Raw genomic sequence first — 4,698 nt, forward strand, 5'->3', positions numbered from 1 at the left:
CTCATACCATTCGGTGGGGAGCAACTTATGTGAGGCAACGGTTGAACATTCAGGAACATTTTCGACGAGGCAATGCGAGGTCTCTCCCAGATCGCCGCGCTATACGGAGACCACGTCGGGCCAGTTCCCTGTCGAGATCGTCGAGCAGGAGGGTCCGCTCGTCCACCGGACGGACCAAGCCATCCTCCATCGCCCCGGCATTCAGGAATGCCCGGATGAGTTTGAGCACACGCTTGTCCGTCACCCTCGCGACGACGCGCGCCATCAGCTGTCGTGATTGACTCGATCGAAAAATCTTTCGAGATCAATATCGACCACGTAGCTGTAGCCCTCGGCAATGTAGCATTGCGCTTGGGCTACCGCCTGATGAGCGAGCGAGCGTCCCGGACGGAAGCCGTAGCTGTGCTCGGAGAATGTCGGGTCCCACTGCTCCTGGAGAACCTGCAGCAGGGCTTGCTGGATCAGCCTGTTGACGACGCAAGGCACGCCGAGCTTTCTGACCCCGCCCTCCGGCTTGGGGATTTCGACCCGCTTGACCGGCTGCGGCTGGTAGGTTCCCTTGAGCAATCGATCCCGAATGCTTGGCCAGTGCTCACGCAGGTAGCCCTTGGCGTCGTCGATGGTCATCCCATCCACGCCTGGACCGCCCTTGTTGCTTCGAACGCGTTTCCACGCTGTTTCCAGATTCTCTCGGTTACATACCGTCTCCATTAGCTGTTCTGTCCAAGCCGGGCTTTCGTGTGCAGACTTCGCCACGAGCGGTTCGGCCCCTTGGTAACCGCTGACAGGGGCTTCACCCTGATCCCTCGGTTCCAGGGCCAGTGAATACTGGGTCTTCTGCCGCTTTCCACTCATGAGTTGCCAGTCCTACTTGCCACTTCCAATCGTTCGGGCCTTCGGTCATCGTTTCCGGCTCGGCCTATCCGTTTGCTGCGCCTTTCGGCCTCGGAGTGCCTCACTAGCCTTGCCGACAGCATCACCTACTACGCCCTCTGCTGACTCCTGCATCACGATCAGGTCACCTTGCGGTTCCCTCAGTTCCGAAGTCGGAACATGATGCAGGCCTCCCCAGGTAAGTTCAATCGCCTTCCCCGCACCTGCCGGATCTACAGCCCTGCCCCTTGATGGATATGGACTTCGCGACACGTTGCCCGCTCGTCCGGCCAGGGATGCCTCATATCCGGTTTCTGTTCGTCAGGTCGCAGTTTTGCTCCACGCTTCCTTTAGACACCACCTCGCGGTAATGCCCTTGCGCTTTGCTAGGCCTTCACCTCCATCAGGTTGGCTAAGGGACTTTCACCCCCAAGCGGTTGAACTGCTGGGCACACAACGAAGCCGCTGACGCGGCATTTGGTGCACCGATTTGCGGATGACGCTTCTGTTTTGAAGGATTGCTGCTATTGAAGCGCAATTTGAGAACAGGAGCAATAAGATGGCCGAGTTGAGCCCGCTTCGCCGGCGCATGATCCAGGATATGATCGCAATCTGTCGCCGGCCAAGCAGCGATCCTACGTGCATGCCGTGGCGGAGTTTCGCGCTACTGTGGCCGTTCGCCGGACCGGCTCGGTCTGGAGGACGTCCGCGCCTTCCAGGTTCATCTGGTTTCGACCGGAATCTCGTGGCCGGCGCTGAACCAGACGGTGTGCGCACTGCGGTTCTTTTACGGCGCGACGTTGGGTCATGCCGAGATCCCTGAGCGGATCGTCTATGCCCGCGCTCCACGCACCCTGCCGGTGGTTCTCAGCGCCGACGAGGTTGTCCGCTTTCTCGAGGCCGTGCCGAGCCTGAAGACGCGCACCGCCTTTACGACGGCCTATGCCGCCGGCCATCGCGCTTCGGAGACCGTCGGGCTGAAGGTCGGCGACATCGATGCGAACGCGGTGTCATCCGGGTCGAGCACGGCAAGGGCGGCAAGGACCGCACCGGCTTCTGCGCATCCTGCGCGTCTACTGGCGGCTAGCGAAGCCACAGGGCTGGCTGTTCCGGGCGGGGATGCAATTCGCCCCATCGACGTGCAGGTGCTGTATTCGGCCTGGCGCTCGGCGCGTGCGGCCGCCGGCATCGACAAGCGTGTGACGGTCCACACGCTCAGGCATAATTCCGAGGCCCAGATTATTCCGAGTGGGCCCCCAGATGGCGCGAAAACCCCAAGCGTTTCTCGGGACATGCTCACATGTGTGTCGGCATAATCAGAGCTCCTGAGGAAGGCCATGAGGTGATCGTCGGGACGATACCGGCTGGCGCGAACATCAGCGGACGGCGACTTGGCAAGTGCGTCTTCCTTGAGCTTCATATCGGCCTGCAAATAAATGGATGTCGTTTTCCCCCGACTCGTGGCCGAGCCAGAGCGCGATCACGGAACGGTCGACGCCGTGGTGAAGCAAGTCCATCGCCAGCGTGTGTCGAAGCTCATGAGGCGTCACATGCTTTCCGGACAATGAGGTGCAGTGACGACGCGCAATGGCAAGATGTTTGTTGAGCAAGTATTGCAGGGCGTCATGGCTCAGCACCGTGCCGGTGATGGTCGGAAAGGCAGGTTCTGAGGCCTGGCCCTGGCGCTCTTGAAGCCAAGTGCGCAGAACCGCGATGGTCTCTTTGCGCAGGGGTGTGTTGCGGACTTTGCGCCCCCTTGCCTTGACATCGTACGTGGGCGCCGGGGCCGAGCACGACGTCCTGGCAGCGCAGACCGAGGAGTTCGGAGGCGCGCAGTCCGGTTTGGACGGCCAGAAGCAGCAACGCCCGATCGCGCCGCCCGCTCCAGATATTGAGGTCAGGAGCGGCGAGCAGAGCGGCCACTTCGGTCGGCGTAAGAAAGTCGATTGGTCGCCGCAAATAGCGCTTGCTCCGCATCGCGAGCACGCGCTGGGCGCGGCGGGCTGCGCGCTGGCAGGCTGGGTTGCCCATGCCAATGCGAGATCGGCGGTGACCTAGGTCGCGCCGGCCTGATCGGCGAACGCGAGGAACTGTTGCAACAGGCGTCCGGCCAGACGGAGCTCGTGCCCGAGGGCACGACGCATGGCCAGATACTCGTCGAGCGCAGCCTGCAACGGGCTCATGACGCAGCTCCCGGCCAAGCCACCCCACGGTCCGTAGCGCCGCGAAATCCACCTTGGCGTAGATCTGCGTGGTGGTCGGCTGGCTATGGCGCAGTAGTTGTCCGATCTCGGTAAGCGAAGCGCCTCGGCGCAGCAGGTCGGTGGCCAGGAAGTGGCGTAGCAGGTGAGCCCCTTTGAACTTTGGGTTCAGCCCGGCGCGCTTGAGCGCGCGATAAACGACACAGTCGACGGCGCTGGAGCCGACCGGACCATGCAATCGCGCTCGCATGCGGATGAAGACCCGCTGCGTCGAGCAGATCGGACGAACGTGCCGCAAATAGTCGACCAGCGCCGCACCGACATCCGCCGGTAATGGCAGTCGTCCCAGCCGCTGGCCCTTGCCGCGGACGACAATCTCGCCCAGTTCCCAATCCAAACCGTCCAAGGTCAAAGCGACGACCTCGCCTGCACGCAGCTCCAAGCGGGCCAGGAACAACAAGATCGCATAATCTCGCTGGCCGACCGGCGTGCCGCGATCGCAAAACGCGAGCATCTGCTCGACCTGTTCAGGCGGAAGCGACTTGGGTAGGTTCACCAAGCTCCAGTTGGCCACCCCAGGCACTGCGCGAGCGAGATCCGTCGCGATAGCGCCCCGCTGTTGCAGAAAGCGCAGAAACGAGCGCAATGCTGTGATCATCAGCTGCGCCCGGCGAAGGCTTCCCGTCTTTGCGTAACGGACAACGAAACGATGGACATCGATTGGGCGCAGCTCATCTAGCCGCATCAACTTGTCCTCAAACCGCCCGATCAGAAAGCATCGAACAATCGGCAGATAGTTGCTCAAGGTCGCCGGTGAGAGGCCACGCTCCACGCTCAGGTAGCGCCCGAAATCTCGGGTGATCTCACCCAGAGGACTCCGATCAACCTCTGGCGGGACGGCTCGAATGCCAACCGAAGTCACTTAAGTAGCTGAGCAGTTGCCGACCGGTGGCCGACTCGCCACGCCGCAAATGTCCCCGGCGGCGGCGGGCTGCATGATATTGCCGGAGAACCTCCTCATCGAGCACATCCACGCGTTGAGGCTGGTGTTCGCGAAGTTCGCCGAGCTACAGAGCGTCCGGCAGGTCCATATGTGGTTCAGAGACGAAGGCATCGCTTTGCCCGTTAGGTCGCATGACGCAGAGGGGCGCTTCATCGCCTGGAAACTGCCGCTCTACAATACCGTGCACAACATTCTGACGAACCCGGTCTATGCGGGTGCCCATGCCTTCGGGCGCACGACAAGCAAGGTCATCATTGAGGAGGGCCGCAAACGCGTGCGCCGCGGGCTGCGGCGCCCTCACTGCAGGAGAGTGTTGTCCGGCCGGTGCAGACGAGTTCGCGGCGCTCACCCCGGAGATTGTCATCGGAAAGTCGCTGGTTCGCCGGTCGGGCAGTTCCTGCAAATGAGGGCGCTCGGCATCGATAAGCTTACCATGATTGGCGTTGTGCCGGCTGACGATCTTATCAATGAAGGCGCGATACGACCCTTCGGTGCTGGCTCAACGCAGCCCCGGAAGCGCGACCTGTGGCTGGGCCATGAGACATCAGGATGGATTCGCGCCCGGCTCATCAGTTCTCACTCTCAAAAAGCCGGAATGTCTCTGTGAGAAGCTCCATGAAG

The 4,698-nt window shown here is 61.7% G+C and carries 5 protein-coding genes and 1 pseudogene; 3 read left to right on the top strand and 3 right to left on the bottom strand.

The window, feature by feature from the left end:
• On the top strand, window positions 1–277 hold a 277-nt coding region (locus AC0L3L_RS36150; RefSeq protein ID WP_473642131.1), incomplete at its 5' end, for a hypothetical protein.
• Here the strand turns inward: AC0L3L_RS36150 and AC0L3L_RS36155 are convergent.
• Window positions 265–627: a reverse transcriptase domain-containing protein gene (locus AC0L3L_RS36155; protein ID WP_473642133.1), complete on the bottom strand. Its 363-nt coding sequence runs from the start codon at window positions 625–627 to the stop codon at window positions 265–267. The two genes, AC0L3L_RS36150 and AC0L3L_RS36155, sit on opposite strands and share 13 nt — an antisense overlap.
• Before the next feature lie 1,013 nt (window positions 628–1,640).
• On the opposite strand from AC0L3L_RS36155, the gene AC0L3L_RS36160 reads away from it, so the two are divergent.
• Window positions 1,641–2,189 carry a tyrosine-type recombinase/integrase gene (locus AC0L3L_RS36160; protein WP_473642135.1) on the top strand — a complete coding sequence of 183 codons (549 nt, stop codon included), beginning with the start codon at window positions 1,641–1,643 and terminating at the stop codon, window positions 2,187–2,189.
• A gap of 60 nt (window positions 2,190–2,249) precedes the next feature.
• On the opposite strand, the gene AC0L3L_RS36165 is transcribed toward AC0L3L_RS36160, so the two are convergent.
• Both AC0L3L_RS36165 and AC0L3L_RS36170 read right to left on the bottom strand, forming a co-directional pair.
• Window positions 2,250–2,603, bottom strand: a complete 354-nt coding sequence (locus AC0L3L_RS36165) for a tyrosine-type recombinase/integrase (protein ID WP_473642139.1) — start codon at window positions 2,601–2,603, stop codon at window positions 2,250–2,252.
• The gene (locus AC0L3L_RS36170; protein WP_473642137.1) at window positions 2,497–3,879 is read right to left on the bottom strand and encodes a site-specific integrase; all 1,383 of its coding nucleotides are present in this window, start codon (window positions 3,877–3,879) and stop codon (window positions 2,497–2,499) included. Before AC0L3L_RS36170 ends, AC0L3L_RS36165 begins: the two co-directional genes overlap by 107 nt.
• A 190-nt stretch (window positions 3,880–4,069) precedes the next feature.
• Between AC0L3L_RS36170 and AC0L3L_RS36175 the strand changes: the two are divergent.
• Window positions 4,070–4,330, top strand: a pseudogene (locus tag AC0L3L_RS36175) (recombinase family protein); the annotation flags it as partial.
• Window positions 4,331–4,698 lie beyond the last annotated feature (368 nt).

It is taken from the genome of Mesorhizobium sp. WSM4849 (assembly GCF_055811385.1).